General features: G+C 68.9%; 17 protein-coding genes and 1 pseudogene. 12 read left to right on the forward strand and 6 right to left on the reverse strand.

From position 1 onward, the window contains the following. The first annotated feature begins 208 nt into the window (after nt 1–208). The 5 genes from A3IC_RS0148245 to A3IC_RS63655 all read left to right on the forward strand — a co-directional run bounded on the left by A3IC_RS0148245 (nt 209) and on the right by A3IC_RS63655 (nt 6,699). The gene (locus A3IC_RS0148245; RefSeq protein WP_020557239.1) at nt 209–1,525 is read left to right on the forward strand and encodes an ABC transporter substrate-binding protein; all 1,317 of its coding nucleotides are present in this window, start codon (nt 209–211) and stop codon (nt 1,523–1,525) included. A 181-nt stretch (nt 1,526–1,706) separates the two neighbouring features. Then, nucleotides 1,707–2,516, forward strand: a complete 810-nt coding sequence (locus A3IC_RS0148250; protein ID WP_020557240.1) for a carbohydrate ABC transporter permease — start codon at nt 1,707–1,709, stop codon at nt 2,514–2,516. Then, nucleotides 2,513–3,340 carry a carbohydrate ABC transporter permease gene (locus A3IC_RS0148255; protein WP_026219607.1) on the forward strand — a complete coding sequence of 276 codons (828 nt, stop codon included), beginning with the start codon at nt 2,513–2,515 and terminating at the stop codon, nt 3,338–3,340. Before A3IC_RS0148250 ends, A3IC_RS0148255 begins: the two co-directional genes overlap by 4 nt. Before the next feature lie 481 nt (nt 3,341–3,821). Next, on the forward strand, nt 3,822–6,200 hold the full coding sequence (locus A3IC_RS0148265; protein ID WP_026219608.1) for an Ig domain-containing protein: 2,379 nt from the start codon (nt 3,822–3,824) through the stop codon (nt 6,198–6,200). Between the two features lie 64 nt (nt 6,201–6,264). Then, nucleotides 6,265–6,699, forward strand: a complete 435-nt coding sequence (locus A3IC_RS63655; protein ID WP_079027178.1) for a helix-turn-helix domain-containing protein — start codon at nt 6,265–6,267, stop codon at nt 6,697–6,699. Between the two features lie 34 nt (nt 6,700–6,733). Here the strand turns inward: A3IC_RS63655 and A3IC_RS0148275 are convergent, their stop codons facing one another. Then, nucleotides 6,734–8,824: a beta-alanine-activating enzyme beta-propeller domain-containing protein gene (locus A3IC_RS0148275; RefSeq protein WP_020557243.1), complete on the reverse strand. Its 2,091-nt coding sequence runs from the start codon at nt 8,822–8,824 to the stop codon at nt 6,734–6,736. Nucleotides 8,825–8,909: 85 nt separating this feature from the next. On the opposite strand from A3IC_RS0148275, the gene A3IC_RS73955 reads away from it, so the two are divergent. Then, nucleotides 8,910–9,419 (forward strand): GNAT family N-acetyltransferase, encoded by a 510-nt coding sequence (locus A3IC_RS73955; RefSeq protein WP_079027179.1) that lies wholly within the window; start codon nt 8,910–8,912, stop codon nt 9,417–9,419. A gap of 119 nt (nt 9,420–9,538) precedes the next feature. On the opposite strand, the gene A3IC_RS0148285 is transcribed toward A3IC_RS73955, so the two are convergent. Continuing rightward, nucleotides 9,539–10,462, reverse strand: coding sequence for an RICIN domain-containing protein (locus A3IC_RS0148285; protein ID WP_020557245.1), 924 nt, complete (start codon nt 10,460–10,462; stop codon nt 9,539–9,541). Nucleotides 10,463–11,024: 562 nt separating this feature from the next. Continuing rightward, nucleotides 11,025–11,606 carry an ASCH domain-containing protein gene (locus A3IC_RS60915; RefSeq protein WP_425387410.1) on the reverse strand — a complete coding sequence of 194 codons (582 nt, stop codon included), beginning with the start codon at nt 11,604–11,606 and terminating at the stop codon, nt 11,025–11,027. Nucleotides 11,607–11,962: 356 nt separating this feature from the next. Here A3IC_RS60915 and A3IC_RS70435 point away from each other — a divergent pair, with 356 nt between their 5' ends. After that, on the forward strand, nt 11,963–12,124 hold the full coding sequence (locus A3IC_RS70435) for a hypothetical protein (RefSeq protein WP_191864146.1): 162 nt from the start codon (nt 11,963–11,965) through the stop codon (nt 12,122–12,124). Nucleotides 12,125–12,328: 204 nt separating this feature from the next. Beyond that, entirely contained in the window at nt 12,329–12,583 is a 255-nt protein-coding gene (locus A3IC_RS72120) for a helix-turn-helix domain-containing protein (protein WP_020557247.1), read from the forward strand. 41 nt (nt 12,584–12,624) lie between these two features. Here A3IC_RS72120 and A3IC_RS0148310 read toward each other — a convergent pair whose 3' ends face one another. Beyond that, nucleotides 12,625–13,194: a hypothetical protein gene (locus tag A3IC_RS0148310; protein WP_020557248.1), complete on the reverse strand. Its 570-nt coding sequence runs from the start codon at nt 13,192–13,194 to the stop codon at nt 12,625–12,627. A 468-nt stretch (nt 13,195–13,662) separates the two neighbouring features. Between A3IC_RS0148310 and A3IC_RS72125 the strand changes: the two genes are divergently transcribed. Next, nucleotides 13,663–13,968, forward strand: coding sequence for a hypothetical protein (locus A3IC_RS72125; protein ID WP_026219612.1), 306 nt, complete (start codon nt 13,663–13,665; stop codon nt 13,966–13,968). Here the strand turns inward: A3IC_RS72125 and A3IC_RS72130 are convergent. Further along, a pseudogene (locus A3IC_RS72130) lies at nt 13,961–14,149 on the reverse strand (IS5/IS1182 family transposase); the annotation flags it as partial. The gene A3IC_RS72125 and the pseudogene A3IC_RS72130 overlap by 8 nt on opposite strands. Before the next feature lie 166 nt (nt 14,150–14,315). On the opposite strand from A3IC_RS72130, the gene A3IC_RS0148325 reads away from it, so the two are divergent. Together A3IC_RS0148325 and A3IC_RS63660 are read left to right on the forward strand one after the other, a co-directional pair. Next, the gene (locus tag A3IC_RS0148325; RefSeq protein WP_158696403.1) at nt 14,316–14,777 is read left to right on the forward strand and encodes a hypothetical protein; all 462 of its coding nucleotides are present in this window, start codon (nt 14,316–14,318) and stop codon (nt 14,775–14,777) included. 192 nt (nt 14,778–14,969) lie between these two features. Continuing rightward, a complete protein-coding gene (locus tag A3IC_RS63660) occupies nt 14,970–15,452 on the forward strand; it encodes a PLL family lectin (protein ID WP_020557252.1) in 483 nt (160 codons plus the stop codon). Here A3IC_RS63660 and A3IC_RS63665 read toward each other — a convergent pair. Next, nucleotides 15,449–15,964 (reverse strand): hypothetical protein, encoded by a 516-nt coding sequence (locus A3IC_RS63665; RefSeq protein ID WP_020557253.1) that lies wholly within the window; start codon nt 15,962–15,964, stop codon nt 15,449–15,451. The two genes, A3IC_RS63660 and A3IC_RS63665, sit on opposite strands and share 4 nt — an antisense overlap. 208 nt (nt 15,965–16,172) lie before the next feature. Here A3IC_RS63665 and A3IC_RS0148345 point away from each other — a divergent pair. Continuing rightward, on the forward strand, nt 16,173–16,562 hold a 390-nt coding region (locus A3IC_RS0148345), incomplete at its 3' end, for a hypothetical protein (protein WP_020557254.1).

Below are 16,562 nucleotides of genomic sequence, written 5' to 3' on the forward strand. Positions count from 1 at the left end.
GCGCGCCAGTATCGGGTTGGCCCGCAACGGTCGTCAACATCGATCTATCCCTACATATTCGACCATTGACGCCGCAGTTCCCTCGGCGTAACGTCACCGTCGCATTGCAGATGTACGCGCGTTCATTCTACTGCACGCGCGTTCACGACGCGGCCGGGCAGTCTCGCCCGCCCGTCCTGCCATCCCGGCGTTCGGAAGGACTCCGCTCATGACAACCCTCGCCAGACGGTCCGTGCTCGCCATCGCGGCGGCGGCCCTCGTCGCCGGCCCCGCGCTCGCCGGCTGTTCCACCACGAACACGAACGACGGCTCATCGGACGGCTCCGGCAAGGCGGGGACGAAGACGATCAGCTTCCTGACGTTCGAGACGCCCAACCTCACGGCGGCCTACTGGGACGCGGCGATCAAGCGCGTCACCGACCGGTACCCGGACATCAAGGTGAACAAGCTCGTCGCGCCCTCCGCCGACGGCCGCACCAATTACGCCAAGCAGTTGCGGCAGTCCGGGCAGTTCCCGGACGTCATGGTCGGCGTCTCGCCGGCCGGGTTCGCCGAGGCCGGCGACCTGTACCCCTGGTCGCCGGAGGAGCTCAAGGACTTCGTGTTCCCCACGGCCAACCCGATCAGGGGCAAGTACTACCAGCTCCCGGCCAATACCCAGACCATCCCGCCCGTCTACTACAACAAGACGATGTTCGCCGAGGCGGGCATCACCACGACACCGACGACCTGGGACGAAATGCTCGGCGCCTGCGCCAGGTTGAAGACCGCGGGCCACACGCCGTTCGTGGTCGGCGGAGGCAAGGACGGCTTCGCCTCCTCCATGATCCTCTCCGGCATCGTCAGCATCGACGTCTACGGCAGGACGCCGGACTGGATGACGCAGCGCCGGGCCGGCAAGGTCAAGTTCTCCGATCCGGACTTCACCGCGGCGCTGGCCAAGTTCGCCGATCTGGCGGACAAGGGCTACATCGCCAAGTCGGACGTCTCCCGCGACTACGCCGGCACCGAACAGGCGTTCCTCGACGGCAAAGGCGCGATGTACCCGATGGGCAACTGGTTCGCCGCGAGCGCCGACGCCAAGCACCGCCAAGACATCGGGGTCTTCAACCTCCCGAGCCCCGACGGCCGACCGATCGTCCCCGCCTACACCGGTGGCGGCATCGTCGTCAGCTCGAAGGCCGCCAACCTCGACGCGGCCAAACGCTTCGCCCTCGCCTTCCAACTCGACAAGACCCAACTGGACGACTCGGTCAAGGCCGACGGCCTGATCCCCGCCGTCAAGGGCTACACCCCGCCGGCGGACACCGGCCCCGTCTTCAACGCCGGCTACGCCCTGTACCAACAGGCGGTCTCGAACAGCACCGTCGTGCACGCCTTCCGCTGGGAAACGGCCGACGACGGCCTGCTGCCGGGCATGACCGACAAGGTCGACGCCGCAGCCCAGGACCTGATCACCGGACGGAAGTCACCCGCACAGGCCGCCAAGTACCTGGACGACGAATGGGCCAAGGCGGCGAGCTGAATTGACTCCGCACACACAGACAAGGCGTGGCTCGCCGGCTGCCCGTGTACCCCAGGGCCCCACGACGTCCACCCGGCCGCGAGAGCGGACCGCGGCGCCCAGACGCCGGATCGCGGCCCTTCGCTCCGGGCTCGCGCACTTCGCGGTCTTCGGTGCCCCCGGCATCCTGATCTATGCGTGGTTGGTCCTGGTGCCGATCGCACTGAGCGTCCACTACAGCCTGACCAACGCCAACCCGTTCAATCCGCCGCGCCGTTGGGTGGGCCTGCACAACTACCGGATGCTGCTGCACGACGAACAGTTCCACACCGCACTGCGGGTCACGGTGGTCCTCACGCTGATCGTGGTCGTCGTCCCCAACGTCGCGGGCCTGCTGATCGCGTTGCTCCTCGACAAACGCGGCCGGTTCTACAACGCCATGCGCAGCGTGTTCTTCACCCCGATGATCCTCAGCTCCGTGGTCGTCAGCGTCATCTGGACCCGTCTCCTCGACGTCGACGGACCCCTCAACCGGGCACTTCGAGAACTCGGCGTCCGGCACCCCCCGGCCTGGCTCTCCGACCCCGACCTGGCGCTGTACTCGGTGGCGTCCGTCATCTCCTGGCAGATGCTCGGCTTCTGCGTCGTGGTCTACCTGGCGGGGCTGCAGAGTGTGCCCGGCGAACTGCACGAGGCCGCCGCCATCGACGGCGCCGGCCCCGTCCGCCGGTTCCGCGCGGTGACCTGGCCCCTGCTCGCCCCCGCGGTGACCATCAACACCGTCGTCCTGCTGATCTCCGCGTTCAAGACCTACGACCACATCAAGGTCATCACCAACGGCGGCCCGGGAGCCGGGACCACGGCGACCCTCGCCTTCGACGTGCTGGCCACCGGGTTCGACTCCAACCACATCGGCTACGCCTCCGCCATGGCCGTCGTCATGCTGGCGATCGCCTGCCTGGCGACCGCGATCGCCCTTCGGATCCTGCGAGCGAGGGAGATCGACCTGTGAGCACACGAACACCCTGGCTGCGCCCCTTGGTGGCGCTGTGCGTCGGCGCCTTGTTCTTCGTGCCGCTGTATCTGGTCCTGGCCAACACCTTCAAGCAGAGCGACGAGATCCCCGGCCACCCGACGTCGCCACCCTGGCCCCCCACGCTGGACAACCTCGAGGCCGTGCTGACCAGGCCGGACCACCTGTTCTGGGTCAGCCTCACCAACAGCGTCCTGATCACCACCGTCTCGGTGGTGGTCCTCACCGTGCTGTCCGCCATGCTCGGGCACTACCTGGCCCGCAGCAGGAGCGGCTGGGCGAAAGGAATCACGCTCGCCCTGCTGACCGGACTCATGATCCCCGCCCAGGTCATCCTCATCCCGGTCACCGACGTCCTCAAGGCCGCCCACCTGATGGCCACCGTGCAAGGACTCGTGCTGTTCAACGTCGCCTACTACGTGCCCTTCGGCGTGTTCGTCTTCATGGGCTTCGTCCGGAGCATCCCCATCGAACTCGAGGAAGCCGCCCGCGTCGACGGCGCCGGCCGCCTCCAGATCTTCTGGCGCGTGGTGTTCCCGCTGCTCCGGCCCGCGAGCGCCAGCGTCATGATCTTCCTCGGCGTGTGGATCTGGAACGACTTCATCGACCCCCTGGTCATCCTCGGACCCGGACGCGGCACCACCGTGACCACCGGCATCTACCGCTCCATCGGCCAGTACCAGACCGACTTCGGCTCGCTCTTCGCCCTGATGTTCCTGGCCACGCTGCCCGTGCTCGGGTTCTACCTCGCCCTGCAAAAGCACTTCATCAAGGGCCTGACCGGCGGCGCCACCAAAGGCTGATCCACCAAGACCCCAAGACCGACAACACCGCGGCGGCGGCCGACTTCGCGAAGACGGCAGGGATGGATTGCGTCTACGGGCGGTTGCGTGACGCCGAGCCTGGGCTCACCTTCGAGACCCCCAACCCCACCGCCGCGTACCGACCCCGCTGCTCGTCCCGGGAGCCGGGAGCCGGGAGCCGGGAACACGGTGACCGTCGGGATCTTCCGTTCCATCGGCCCCTACCGGCAGAACTTCGGGGCGGTGTTCGCATTCATGCCACCGGCCACAGTGCCCGTCCCGGCCTTCCACCCGGCGTTCCAGAAGCACTTCGTCCGTGGCCTGACCGGGGGCCACGAAGGGATGACCGGCACGAGCGGCCGGTGCAGCGCAGTTTTCGTCGACAGATGACAGGAGCACCATCATGCGGTTCTCGAAAGTCATACTCAGACCCCAACCCACCCACAGGAGACCCGAACGGCGTCGGCGCACGGCCGGTGCGGTGGCAGTCGCAGTACTGACCGCCGGCGTCCTGCCCGCGGTCGGCGCACAGCCGGCGCACGCAGGGCCCGACAAAACGACTCCGTCGATCGACATCCGGGCCGGCTACCTGGACATCCGGCTCGACAGCGCAGGGACGGTCGTTGGCCTGGAGGACATCAGGACCGGCGTCGACTACATCGCGCCCGGTCGTGCGGCATCACTTGTCAGCCTGGTCGTCGACGGCAAGCAGGAACGGCCGACCACAGTTGACCGTTCCGGCCCCGGCGGCCGGATGCTCACGTTCCGGAACAAGGCGGAGCACTGGAAGATCCAGGTGAAGCTGGTCGACAAGCGCGGCTACACCACGTTCGAGGCGGTCGCCGTCGACGCACCGAAGGACGTCGATGTGCAGACCCTGCTCTGGGGCCCACTGGCCACGTCGATCTCCCGGACGGTCGGCACATCGGCGGGCGTGGTCCGCGACGGCGATTTCGCCATCGGGCTCCATCCGCTGACCGACCGTACCGAAGGCGCCTGGCCGCAGGAGGACCAGGACACGGGCTGGGAGAGCGAAGTCGACCACGACCCGGACCACGTGAGCGTGGGTTCCCTGGAGGAGTGGAGCACGGCAGGCGTGACCCCCTGGGGTTCCGTACTGCGCGCCTTCACCTTCGACTACACCAAGGAACGCCAACGCAAGGTACGCGGTTACCCGATCCCGGTCGGGCCGCTGCCCGGTCGGGAGGGCAAGATCGCCGGCTCCAAGATGGCGCTGTTCGGAGCCTCGCCCGAGGCGACGCCGACGATCCTGTCCAACATCGCGGCGGGCGAGAGTCTGCCCTACCCAAGACTGAACGGTCAGTGGCAGAAGGCATCCCAGGCGAGCAGCCAGTCATGGCTGGTGCTCGGCGACCTGCAGACCGACAACATTCCGGCGGCGGCCCGATTCGCCAAGGCAGCCGGCATGGACCGCATCTACTCACTCACCACCAACTACGGCCCATGGGAGTCGAGCGGCCACTACCGGTTCGACTCGAGCCTGGGCGGGAGCGACGCCGGCGCCGCGGCAGCGGTGGACATCGCCAAGGCCAACGGCGTACAGCTTGGCGTACACACCCTGTCGGACTTCATCGGCACCGGCGACGAGCCCTACGACTGGGCCTTGATCCCGCGAGACCCCTACGTCGCGGCACCCGCCGACAACCGGCTCGTGACGGGGGGCACCGCCTCGCTCAGCCGTCCGCTGACGGCCGGCGACACGACCGTGTACCTCGACTCCGGCGCGCTGCTTGCCGACGGAGTGCACTACGGCTACTTGCGTATCGGGGACGAATTCGTCAGCTACGGAGCGGCCGAGCAGGTCGGGAACGAGTGGAAGCTGAACGGCGTGCAGCGCGCGCGATGGGGATCGGTCGCGGTCTCGCACGCTGCGGGCGACCGCACCGCCCGAGTCGTGGCCAACAGCTACGGCGGCGCACTCGGTAACCATGCCATCCTCGGCGAGATCGGCGACAGGCTGACCACCGCGTGGAACAACACCGGCATCACGGGTATGTCGTGGGACGGCCTGGAGTCGGCATCGGACTCCGGCTGGGGCGCCTACGGCATGGCTCACCTCGTGAACAGCACGTTCCGGCGAATCAATGCCCAGGACGGCTTCATCTCCGAAACCAGCCGCATGACCTCGAACACCTGGGACGCGCTGACCCGGGCCAGCTGGGGTGAAGTCGGCAGCACCTCGATGGATCAGGTGTTCAAGAACAACACGTACCTCCAGGCGAACTTCCTCCCCGGGATGCTCGGCTGGATCAGCCTCAAGGGCTCGGACAGTCTGCTCACCATGGAGTGGAAGCTGGCCCGGGGCGCTGCTCTGAACGCCGGGGCAGGTTTCCAGACCTCGGTCTCCAGTCTGATGTCGGGCGGGGAGAACACCACGCGGCTTCTCGAGGCCATCCGGCAATGGGAGACGGCACGAAACCTGGGTGCGTTCACCGCGCAGCAGCGGGCGCAGTTCCGCGACCTGACGACGAACTGGCACCTGACCGTGGTCGAGCCGGGCAAGCGATGGTCTTTGCAGCAGCTGGACACCGACGGCAAGCCGGTCGGCGCCCCCCAGGCCGTCGTCGCTCCGACCCCGCAACTCGACGCCGGACCGATGCCCGCGGCGGCCAAGGGACACCTGTACGAGGCCACCGTCAAGACCAACACGCCGGCGACCACGCGATACGCGGTCACCTCCGGAGTTCTGCCCGCGGGTCTCGTGCTCAACGCCGACACCGGCGGGATCGTCGGAACCCCGGTCACCCCGGGAACGGCGCGGTTCACGATCACGGCATACCAGAGCTCCGGCCAACCGCGGGCCCAGCGCGACTACAAGATCGACGTCACCAATCACTGAGGTTTCCGAGTCCGATTGACAGTGTGTCAAATGGGGGCATACCCGTTGTACGGGGACTTCGGGGATGCCCCCGGCGGAGCGTGGGCGCCGGGAGAAGTTGCGGTTGCGGGCGGCTGGTTGGTTCGCGGAGGGTGTGTCGCAGGCGGAGGTGGCGCGTCGGTCGGGTGTGTCGCCGCAGCCGGTGTCGGTGTGGCATCGCGCGTGGGTGGACGGCGGGGCGGACGCGTTGCGCTCCGCGGGCCCGCCGGGTGCCCACCGGGGGGCGTCGGACGAGGGGTTCGCCGAGGTGGCGGCGGTGTTGGAGGCCGGTCCTGAGGCGGCCGGGTTCACCGGGCAGATCTGGACGCTCGCGCGGGTGGGGCGGGTGATCACGGGGGCACCGGCATCGCCCCTGGCCAACCTCGGCGCCGCACCCTCGACGAACTCATCGCCGTCGCCCGCCAATACATCCGACACCACCCCGCGCTCCTCAACGGATTCCTCGCAGCAACCGACCTGACATGACAGACCAACGACAACCCGATCCGCAAAGATCAGTAGGACGGGCCGGTGCCGGGAACCGCATCGAGCGCGTACACGTTCTTGTCTCCGCTGCCGATATACACCACCCCGCCCGCTACCACCGGGACCGAGCTGGTGGAGGCCCCGATGGAATAGGCCCACTTCTTTGCACCGGTGGCAGCGTCAAGCGCGTACACGTTCTTGTCATTGCTGGGGACATAGACGACTCCACCCACAACCGCCGGCGACTGCCAGACGATGCCTCCGGTGGTGTAGGCCCACTTCTTTGCACCGGTGGCGGCGTCGAGCGCGTACACGTTCTTGTCGGCGCTGCCGACGTACACCGCCCCGCCCACGACGACCGGCGAGGAGGCGACCTTGTCGCCGGTGGCGTAGGCCCACTTCTTGGTGCCGGTGGCCGCATCGAGCGCGTACACGTTCTTGTCGGCGCTGCCGACGTACACCACCCTGTCCACCACCACAGGCGACGAGAAGACCTCGGCGCCTGTCGCGTAGGCCCACTTCTTGGTGCCGGTGGCCGCATCGAGCGCATACACGTTCATGTCGACGCTGCCGACGTACACCACTCCGTCCGCCGCCGCCGGAACCGAGCTGATCTCGGCCCCGGTGGCATAGGCCCACTTCTTGGCACCCGTGGCTGCGTCCAGCGCGTACACGTTCTTGTTCCGGCAGCCGATGTACACCACCCCGTCGACCACGACAGGCGACGAGTCGACCTCGGCTCCTGTGGCGTAGCCCCACTTCTTGGTTCCTGTGGCGGCGTCGAGCGCGTACACGTTCTTGTCGCGGCTGCCGACGTACACCACTCCGTTCACCACCGCCGGCGAGGAGCCGACCACGTGACCGGTGGTGTAGGCCCACTTCTTGGTTCCGGTGGCGGCGTCGAGCGCGTACACGTTCTTGTCGTGGCTGCCGATGTACACCACCCCGTCCACCACCGCCGGCGAGGAGTCGACCTCGGCCCCGGTGGAGTAGGACCAGCGCACCGTGGTGTCGGTGCGGGCCACCGCGGGCGGGGACGACGGGACCTGGTCGCCGGCGGTGCGCGGCTCTCGCCGGTCGTCGGGCGAGTCGATCAGTTCGAGAACGCCGCTGATGCCCAGAGCGGTGACCGCGCCGCCGCCGACAAGCCACAGAAGGCGGCGGCGCGTGGGGGTCGGGGCTTTGGATGGGGTGCCGCCGTTGCCACTTCGCGGTGTGCCGCTCGCGGCGGGCTCCCGATCGAGGCCGATGGTCGGCGCGTCGCCGATCGGATTCGTTTCTCGGACCATCCGCCGGGTCTCGGCAGCCGGGGCGAGGTCGACGGCGGCGCGCAGAAGTCGGTGTACCTCGTCGGCGGTGTCGGGTCGGTCCCGGGGGTCCTTGGCGAGCAACGCGAGGACGAGGTCGTCGAGTTCGGTGGGTACGCCGTGGCGGTGTTCGCCGGGTCTCGTGGGCGTCTTCCGCAGGTGGGCGTTCATCATCGAGACCGGGCCGCCGGCGTGGAACGGCACGTTGCCGGTGAGGAGTTCGTGCAGGACGCAGCCGAGCGAGTACAGGTCCGAGCGGGCATCCCCGGGCTGCTCGTCGAAGCGCTCGGGCGGCATGTAGGCGAGGGTGCCCATCACCTTGCTGGACCGGTTCGTGGACTCCACGAACCGGGCTATCCCGAAGTCCAGGATCTTGACCTGGTCCTCGACGGTGAGCATCAGGTTCGCCGGCTTCAGGTCCCGATGGACGATCCCTGCGGTGTGCGCCCGGGCCAGCGCCGCGGCGGCCTGCGCCGCCCACCCCACAGCGGTGCCCACTGAAGGAGGCCCCTCCTTGTCGAGCACCGCGGCCAGGTCGCGGCCCTCGACGAACTCCATCACCAGGAACAGCGAACCGTCCCCCTCGTCCTGGCCGAGGTCGTACACGGTGACCACACCCGGGTGGTGCAGCGCCCCCGCCGTACGCGCCTCGCGGAAGAACAACGCGGCACCGGAGGCGTCGGCCTTCGCGTGCGGGAGCAGCTTGACCGCGACCCGCCGCTCGATCAGCCGGTCCCGCCCCTCCCAGACCTCCCCCATGCCGCCTCGCCCGACGAACCGGACCAGCTCGTAGCGCCCCGCCAACACCCGCACACGCAACCCCCGTTGCCACGCCCAAAGCCGACCCGGACTCTCCGCTCGGGAATGGTACGACCCCGGTGAGCACCAAGGTCGCCTGATGCCGGCCGGGCCGGTGACACGCCCGCATTCCCCCAGGTCACGGTCCGGCTACGAGCGCCCCGAGCTATTGACCGGCTCAGAACCCCACCGATCCGCCCCCTCGGCACGCGGGTGGCCGCCCTTCGGCTCGATCGGCCTCTTCCGGCCGCCCAGTGCGGGAACACTCGAAATCGGATGCGGCGTCGTGGGCTCCCGCCGCGGCCGAGGCTATGCCTCCGAGGCCATCCGGGCCCGGTCGGAGTTCGCCCTCACCGGTCCGCGCGTCCACACCGTGCCCGCCGCCGTGGAGTCGTCGAACCCGGCGTCGATCCGCGTGCTGGAGAAGGCCGGCTTCCAGCGGTGGGCCACCGAGGGGGCGTGGCCCGGTACAGGATCACGAGCCCCGACCACTTTCGGCGCTGACCCCTGGGCCCTGGAGGCGCGGCCTCCAGGGCCCTCCCCGCAGTCGCGGGCCTGCTGGGCCGGCGCTGAGGAAAAAACACCGCCGCGAGACGGCCGCTCCGACTGAGCCGTGAGACAGCCGGAGAAATCATGGTCGGCGGGCGGGGACCCCGCCCGCCAACCATGCGAGGCGCCGAATGGGCGGTCAGAGCCGGTGAGACCCCCACGCCGGGCCCGATGGGGGAGCTACATCCGCCACTCCTGGCTCGGCGCGCCGTTGCAGTCGAGGATGACCAGGCGTGTCCCGTTGCCGATGGTGGGTGCCGTCAGACAACGGTTGGCGGTGGTGTTGCGGATGCGGTAGATCGCGTAGCGGTGGATGTCCCAGGAGGTGACCTCGACGACCCAGCGCTGGCCGGCGCGGCGGGTGTCGCACGGCTGTTGGACGAGCGTGGCACCAGGTGCCGTCGAACCGCCTTCGAGATCCAGGCACTTGCGGGAGTGGGTGGCCACCAACTGGGAGGCGTAGCCGTCGGGAAGGGTGTGGGCGTACCACTCCTGATGGGGGCCGGCCACGAAGTCCCACAGCCAGACCGGCACTCCGGAGGCGGTGGATGCGTACCACACGTCCATGACCCTGCCGCTCAGCGGGTTGCTCACCGGGCGGGTCATCGACCACTCCTGGGCGCTCTTGGCGGCGCACGGCGCCTGGTGCAGGGACGCGCCTTCCGGGAGCGTGTCGGCGGCTTCGAGGCACAGGTGGCTGTTGTCGTTGACGAAACGGTACAGCGGCCGGCCCCAGCCGTCGTAGCGGACGACGAACGGCTCCCATGCCTGGCTGGAGCCGTTGTGACACGGGACCTGCCGGACGCGCGCGCCGGGGGCGCGGCTGCCGCCCTCGACGTCCATGCACATGCGGCTGTGCGAGGCCATGATCTGCCACGTGTAGCGGTTCGAGGGGCGTGGGAGGAACTGCCAGCGCTGGTTCTGCCCGCCGTGGAAGGGCCAGAGCCGCACCCCGGCGCCGGATGCCTCCGACGAGTTCTCCACTTCCGCGACCGCGCTGGAGCCGGGGCTCCCGAGATAGCCGGCGGTGGGCCAGAGCGGCTGGTCGGCCGCGGAGGCGGGGGGTGCGCCCGCCGCCGTCATCAGGGCGAGGAGCATGGCCATCAGTACCGCCCACAGGCAAGCGGAGCGCGGTGCGCGACGCCTCCGCCGTAGTTGTTCGTTCATCGGCCGTCCCTTCGGCGAGGGGCCGCCGAAAGCGGCCCGTTCGGAGGGGACGTGGCCCGGCGAAGCAGAATCTCTCAGGGTCCGCCGGAATTTTTTCCCGGGCTCTTTTGCCATCACCGAGTGAACCTGGGCGCTCTTCTCGAATTCGATCGCAGCGGGATTGCCGCCGCGAGAAGATCACGACAGCAGGCACAGGACGTAGGGAGCCCAGGTGACTGGCCGGACAGCGAAGATCGCATCGCTCTGTGAGTGCGGCAGCGCGGCGGTGCGGCAGGTGAACCAGTTCATCGACCACGGTGAGCTGTGGTGGGACGCCGAGTTCTCTTGCAACGGCTGCGGCGCCCACCTGTGTGAACATGCCGGGCGGGGGACGGCTCCTGATGAGGTGCGGGAGGCCCTGCTCGCGGCGCATGGCCCGGCCACACTGCGGTTGCCCCATCCGGTGCCAAGCCTTCTCCCGGCTCTGAAGGTCCTCCGCGAGGTCTCGGCCGTGTCGTTGTCACAGGCCCGTGAGCTGGTCGAGAAACTGAGCCACGACGGTGTGGCGGGCACGTTGCCGGAGATGGAGTTTCTGAAGACTCGGCTGCAACTCCGCGGGGTTCCAGTCGACATCGATCGGTAGCTCTGCCCAAAGGCGTGGAGTCACCCGTCGGCCGTGTGCGGGAGGAGTCTGAAGCGTTTGGTGACGACCGGGGTGTCGTCGCCGACGGTGAAGTCGGGGGTCGCCCATCGCCGCCCGCATCTCGGGGCCGTGCCAGAAGCTTTCGTGGTTGGCCCGCCATTGCGCGATCGAGGTGTCGCCCTCGCCCTCGTCGCGGACGTGCGGCCAGTCGACGTCCGCCAGCCGCAGCACACGAACCTCCGTCACCTCGACGACACCGACCCCGCGTCCGTGCGAATCGAGAACGGTGTAGCGCTCGCCGACCTGCGGGAGTTCCTCGCCCTCGTGCTCGTAGTCCGCCAGAACACCGGTGGTGCTGGTCTTGGTCCCCTCGAGCACCGCAGTGACGAGTGCGTCGCGCAGCGGGCCGGGGAAGGCGAACTCCATTGGCGGGTAATCGAATCCGTCGATCGTGCTCATGCGTCCACACTAAACCTCGTACCACGCGGTCGACATCGACCGATGCCCTCCGGGCGCGGTGGTGAGGTCGACAGGGCCGGTGCCCGGCCGAACAAGGACACCGCGCCGGATTCAGACGAATCCGCGGTGAGGAACCAGAGTTCGAGTCGGAGTCGGGTGGGTCGCCCGGTGGCGGGGGCGGCGGGTTCGGGTTGTACGACGCGCACGAAGAGGCCGAGTTGTGGTGAACGGCGTGGACCCTGCGAACGGGCGGTGGCCGTCGCCGGCGATGTGGGACGGCTTCCTGGACTTCGTCAACCGGCCGCCCGCCACACCGCCCGAAGCGGGCGCACGCGGTCGCCGCCGCCGTGAGCGCGGTGGCGAGCACGAGCCGGGCCGAGCACGGGGTGGAGGAACGCCTGGCGTATCACTCGCGATTCGCGGTCGTGCGCACCCCGACGATCGACGCGATCTCGCGGACGGTGCGCACCCTGATGATCCGGGTCGCCACCTGGACACCGGTGCCCGGCCGTGCGTGATCGTCACCGGACCGCCCACCACCGGCAAGACCACCGCGCTGCCGCAGGCCGGTCGGGCGTGCCACCTCGCCGAGGCCGCCCGACGCGGCGGAAGTTCCGCTACATGCTGATCGGGGAGGCGGCCGACCCGACACTGGGCAGGCGGCAACGCGAGGCGCTGGTGCGGGCGTTGGCGGGGTGGAGCACCGGCATCCGGACGGGCGGATGGTGCGGATCACCCGGTGGACGCTGGACCGCTGGATACTCGAGTGGCGCCAGGGTGGGTTCGACGCGCTGGTGCCGTCCCGGTGCCAGTCCCAGCCACGCACTCTGCCCGAGGTGGTGGAGCCGGCGATGGCGCTGAAGAAGGAGAACCCGGACCGCACGGCCGCGCAGGTCAGCTCGCTCTGCGGGCCCGCGTCGCCGCGTTCGCCACCGGCAAGAATTTCCTCGACGAGGCCGCCTCCCGCGCATCCGTGAGCGAGGTGGTCGGCGACTGGGTGCCGGTTCCTACTCCCCGGTCAACCACAGGACGACACGGGCTGCAGGGATATGACCTCACTGAGCGCCATGGTGACGGTGCGGTCGTTCGCCTTGAGGGTCAAAAACCCGTAGTTGCTCTCGCTCAGAGGCCCGCAGACAGTGCCGGCCTCGGTGCTTACGTGGACCGGACTCCGCGCCGCACTGCCCGTGTTGCCGGTGTTGCCGGCCTTGTCCGCTTTCACGGGCCACCAGGAAGTGGCCGCCGACAGGGCGAGCAGCGCGACGGCCGTGAAGGTCAGGGCGATTCCGGTACGCAGGGCACGACTCATTCGCTGGGAGGCAGCCGGGCGGGCCACGGTCCGGTATAGAGGCCAGGCAGCGAGGCCGACGAGGAAGACAGCGCAGCAGGCGACGACCAGGGCGCTCAGCGCCAGCACCCCGGCCGCTAGTTGGACGTCCCATGGGACCCCCGCCGGGCCGCTGTCCTTGAGTACCCCGCACAGGCCGACGAAGCCCAGGACGGCCAGTTGGATGCCCTGCCAGCCCTTGGCGGTCGTCCGCAGGTCATCGGGGGTCGGTGCCTGTCCGTGTCCGGCATCGCTCGTCATGGATTCGGCCTCCTCGCAGCGGGTCGATCCTCGCAGGTGCGCCCACTCGGTCACGGAAGCCACCTCGGCGGGGACATTCCATTCACCCGTCCGCCGCACCACCTTCGTAGTCCTCGGCGTCGCAGCGTCGTCGACCCGCCGAATCGGTGAACCACCGGCACCTCGCTGGCGACCGCCCCGCCGGAACACCCACCGGCGGGGCGTCGTCGTCAGAGTCCGTCGGCATCGTGAACGCCGCCTACATAGGCATTTTCAACTCCGGGCAACACCTGGCCCACCTCACCGGGATGGCCGGGATCATGTACGCGCCGCGCAGCCACTGCGCGCTGGATGTGTTCTCGCCCATCAGCACGTGGGAGGGCTGGAAGTCCTTCGTGGACACGACGCGCCCCCGGGCCCCGTCGGCCGACGACCCGGCATGGACGCTCACGGCTCGCGGGGACCACGCGACTGGTCTTCGTCGACGACGTGCATCTGCTCGACACCCCTACCCGATCGGACGAGGAGACGTCGGACCGGATGAAATATCTCGGCGAGCGCATCCCGGCGACGTTCGCCCACGCCCGCGTCGATGTCGACGGCTCCGCGTCGTTGACCGGGGCCCGCGGCCGGCAGATCGCGGGGCGCTTCAACCTGCTGCGCCACACTCCCCTGCCGTATGGGACGCGCGTACACAAGGACACCTGGGCGGACCTGGTCGGCGACATGGAGGGCGCGCGTTGCGCCTGCGTCGACATCGGGCGGGCGCTCTGGAGCGACACGCGGAGTAGATGACCAGGGCTGCTGCTGTTGCGGTGCCGAGGAAGACGTAACCGCGCTTGTCGTATCCGGCGGCCACGGCCCGGTGTTGTTGGAGTCGGTTGATCGTTCGTTCGATGGTGTTGCGTTTCCTGTAGCGCTCTTCGTCGAAGCCGGGTGGTCGTCCGCCGCGTGAGCCGTTGCGCCGGCGGGCGGCAACCCGCCCCGCGAGCGGCCCAGACCCTCGCCTCCGGCACCACCTCCACCAGGCGGGCGACGAGGCTGTGCCACGGCGTCTCGTCTGGTGTTCCGTCCTGGCCGCACCCACCGGAACAACCGTGCGTCCGGGACGTGTTCGGGACATGTCCGGGACAGTTGGGACAGTGGATGATTCGTACTCGACGCAAGCACAGTGGCCCTACCACGACGGAAAGCAGGTGATCGCGATCATGCGCATCCGAACACGTCTCGTACCCCTCGCAGCAGCCGCTTCCCTGATCGGAACGGCCCTGGTCATTGCCGCTCCCGCAGGCGCGGCACAGGCACTGTCCTGCTACGGGTCCGCCAACAGCTACTTCAAGCCCGACGGACCGATGGACTATCCGGCAGGGGACCTGCTGTGGAGTTCGGGCGCCTGCAACGACATCAACATCAAGCCGAAGACCAACCGGTATGTGATGGTCTGCGTCGAGGACGTTCCCGGAGGCACGATGGACTGCCCGCAGGAGTACGTCCGCGCCGCCGCGAACCAGTGGACCGTGGTCAAGCCCAACGTCGACCCCGGCACGGCGTTCGTCTTCAAGTTCCGCTCCGCCGCCCAGTCCAGCGGCAGTTGGGCCGCCTAAGCCCTGTCCGACAGCCCTCACCGCATACCCCGCCCGCGGCACGGAAGCCGCGGCAGTTCGGCCTGGACGGCCTGGACGGCCCTTCCGAGTCCGCGTGCGGCTCCGATCGAAAGCACCGCGATCATGACCACCGCGCGTGCCACCGCGGCAAGATCGCCTCGATTCGTCATCCAAGGAGAGGAGTCCCCCACCATGAAGACCTGGGCACTCAAACTGGCCTCCCTCGCCGGGGGCATCGCGCTGGCTGCCACGGCACTCACCGGCTCTGCGCAGGCCGTCCCCTCGTCCCCGAGCACCACGGCGCTGGTCGAGAAGACACCCGGGGCTCCCTATCAAACCTCCGACGGCTGGTGCCACTTCAGCAACTGGGGCGGCAACTTCTACTGCCTGGGGGCACCGGTCGACGCGGTGATCTGGCAGAAGCCCGACGGGTATCCGCAAGTCTTCGTACTCGGCACCAACCGGGCCGTCTACAGCCGCTGGTCGACGAGTTCCGGGGTGAGCGGCTGGTACAGCGGACTGGGCGGCTCCTGCAACCCGGAGTCCGGGTTCGACTCGAGGTCCAGCGGCTGGTCCATCACCATCGCCTGCGTGGGCACGGACAGCCGGTGGTGGCACACCAAGCGGAGCACAAGTGGAACGTGGTCCGGCTGGAAGCTGGGCAAGGGGTTCTAGGCCCAACGAAATGCCCGTCCATGCCACCGCCCGCGGCCCCGGGGCAATGACTTCCATCGGCTCTCCGGACATCGTGTCGTACGCCGGCGCGTCCGGCGGCTGACGGACCAGTGAAAGGACCTGTCTGCCGGCCACGCACGACGAACGCCGCCAGGCGGACCCCTCGACCTGGAGGTTGACGGTGTCGAAGGCGTGCCACAGGCCCGGGCGGTCTGGGCGGACGCCTTGACGGTGCCGATGGAGGTGCCGGTGGTGACGTCGTGTCGGTTGGGCGAGTCCCGGAAGTAGGGGTCGCCGGTTCCGTCGCTGACCTTCCACAGCCTGCTGTTCTCGGTCTGGAACCGCGCCCGGATGCTGCTCATCGAGGTGGTGGGGGTGGGGGTGTAGCAGAAGCTGCCGAAGCTGCCGTCGAGGCCGGTGTGCCGGTCGTCGGCGGTGAGCCGGTGCGGGGTGTCGGTGGACTTCTCGTTGCCCCACGGCTGGGCGTTCGCGTTGCCGACCGGCTTGGTCATCGTGGGTTTGGCCGTGCCGGCTTCGGCCGACCGGTAGTCGTACCGGAACCTGCCGGGGACTGACGGCCGGTCATACCCAGGGGGCGATTGCGGAACCTGCGGATCCGCCTGTGCGGTTACCCAGTGCCGCAGCCCATCCTTTTCGGGGAGCGGCTCGTCCGTCTCCGGAGTGACGTCGACTCTCCGAGATTTCAAGAGACTGTGATCCGTGAAAACGATCAACAGACCCCGCCAGAACGGGACTTCACACGACACCGAGCGGCCCGTCCCGAGATGGGCCGTCGTCACCGCGCGCGCGATCCCGTTCGTGCTGCTGCCCCAGTGCCTGTGGCGGCTGCCGTACGCCTTCGACTTCAAGATGGGCATGATCGATCCGAACTCGCCTGCCATGCCGCCGTGGTACTGGGCCGTCCCCTACGTCTTCGGTCTCAGCGTGCTGACGGAGGCACTGGCACTGCTCGCCTTCGGCCTGGTGCGACCGTGGGGCGAGGTGGCACCCGCATGGTTGCCGATCATCGGCGGGAAACGCATCCCGCCCCTGGCGGCGATCATCCCCGCCACCATCGGTGGCCTGGTCCTGACCGCCGTCTGGGGAAGC

The sequence above is a fragment of the Embleya scabrispora DSM 41855 genome (assembly GCF_000372745.1).
Lineage (GTDB): Bacteria > Actinomycetota > Actinomycetes > Streptomycetales > Streptomycetaceae > Embleya > Embleya scabrispora.

Coding starts and splice junctions, on each gene's coding strand:
- A3IC_RS0148245 (WP_020557239.1), top strand. CDS start 209: ATGACAACCCTCGCCAGACGGTCCGTGCTCGCCATCGCGGCGGCGGCC.
- A3IC_RS63655 (WP_079027178.1), top strand. CDS start 6,265: ATGCCCCCGGCGGAGCGTGGGCGCCGGGAGAAGTTGCGGTTGCGGGCG.
- A3IC_RS73955 (WP_079027179.1), top strand. CDS start 8,910: ATGCCGGCCGGGCCGGTGACACGCCCGCATTCCCCCAGGTCACGGTCC.
- A3IC_RS0148285 (WP_020557245.1), bottom strand. CDS start 10,462: ATGGCCATGCTCCTCGCCCTGATGACGGCGGCGGGCGCACCCCCCGCC.
- A3IC_RS60915 (WP_425387410.1), bottom strand. CDS start 11,606: ATGAGCACGATCGACGGATTCGATTACCCGCCAATGGAGTTCGCCTTC.
- A3IC_RS72120 (WP_020557247.1), top strand. CDS start 12,329: ATGGTGCGGATCACCCGGTGGACGCTGGACCGCTGGATACTCGAGTGG.
- A3IC_RS0148310 (WP_020557248.1), bottom strand. CDS start 13,194: ATGACGAGCGATGCCGGACACGGACAGGCACCGACCCCCGATGACCTG.
- A3IC_RS63660 (WP_020557252.1), top strand. CDS start 14,970: ATGAAGACCTGGGCACTCAAACTGGCCTCCCTCGCCGGGGGCATCGCG.
- A3IC_RS63665 (WP_020557253.1), bottom strand. CDS start 15,964: ATGACCAAGCCGGTCGGCAACGCGAACGCCCAGCCGTGGGGCAACGAG.